A 1,366-nucleotide genomic window follows, 5' to 3' on the forward strand; every position below is an offset into this window, starting at 1 on the left:
CCTGGCCACGGCCATTGGCCGGAGCTGCATCCGCACAGGTCGGCGTGGCCGGTTCTTCAACGTGGTGGACCTGGTCAACCGGCTTGAGGCTGACAGTCGGGCGGCAAGGGCGGGTCGGCTGGCCGAACAACTCGGCCGACTGGACTTTGTCATCCTCGACGAACTGGGATACCTGCCCTTTGCCCAGTCTGGCGGACAGTTGCTGTTCCATATGATCAGCCGCCTTTATGAACAGACCTCGGTCATTGTCACCACGAACCTGTCCTTCGGTGAATGGGCCAGTGTATTCGCCGACGCCAAGATGACCACGGCACTGCTCGACCGTCTGACCCATCACTGCGACATCATCGAGACAGGGAACGAAAGCTGGCGGTTCAGGAACCGTAACTGAACCTCTCTCCAGATCCATACCTGCCCCGGCCTGTCTCCTTACGCCTACGGCTTCAGGAGACAGGCCGGCCCTTCAACAGGGGGTTAATATTGCATGCCGATCAGGGGTTATTTTTGAGTGCCGATTGACAGATCATGCGATGGACAGTCTGGGCGCTCTTCCCATTTTCATTCAGGCGGCCGAAACACGCAGCTTCACGGCCGCCGGTCAGCAACTGGGCCTATCTGCCTCTGCGGTCGGCAAGGCCATTGCCCGTCTTGAAGGGCGTCTCGGCGTGAGGCTGTTTCATCGCAGTACGCGCACGATCACGCTGACCCAGGAAGGTCATCTCTTTCTGGCACGTTGCCGTCGGATTCTGGGAGAGGTCGAGGCTGCAGAACAGGAACTGGCCGATACACACGCCACACCATCGGGACGTCTGCGCGTGAGCCTCCCCCTGGTCGGCATGCTGCTGATGCCGGCGGTCAACGCCTTTATCCAGGCCTATCCGGAGATCGAGCCCGATCTTGATTTCACCGATCGTCTCGTGGATGTCATCGGCGAAGGCTTCGATGTGGTTCTCCGGACTGGCGATGCTGCGGACTCACGCCTGATGACCCGTGTCGTCGGCACGTTCCATCACCGGCTGGTTGCCAGTCCTATCTATCTGGAGCGCCATGGCACACCCATCGAACCGGCTGATCTGGTGCATCATGTCTGTCTGCGCCACAGATATCCCACAACCGGAAAACTGGAAGCATGGCCACTGCGGCAGGATCACCCGGCTGGGGCCATTGCCCCCCCGGCAACCGTTGTTGCCTCGGCGCTGGAACCACTGATCAGCATGGCCGAAGCGGGACTGGGTATCGTCAGCCTGCCGGACTTCGTGCTTCACGAGCATCTCAGGACCGGACACCTCGCTCCTGTCCTGTCCGACCATACCGCACATTGTAAGCTCCCGGCGACTGACGCCTTGCTGAATACTTCTGGTCTTGT

The 1,366-nt window shown here is 60.2% G+C and carries 2 protein-coding genes; both read left to right on the plus strand.

Annotated features, from left to right (window positions below):
* A partial coding sequence (locus GEU01_RS21820) for an ATP-binding protein (RefSeq protein ID WP_019086499.1) occupies positions 1–391 on the plus strand: 391 nt, incomplete at its 5' end.
* Positions 392–530: 139 nt separating this feature from the next.
* Positions 531–1,366 (plus strand): LysR family transcriptional regulator (locus GEU01_RS23875; protein WP_019087679.1); only part of this gene is annotated, 836 nt, incomplete at its 3' end.

The sequence above is a fragment of the Komagataeibacter europaeus LMG 18890 genome, assembly GCF_000285295.1.
In the GTDB taxonomy this organism is placed as follows: Bacteria; Pseudomonadota; Alphaproteobacteria; order Acetobacterales; family Acetobacteraceae; genus Komagataeibacter; species Komagataeibacter europaeus.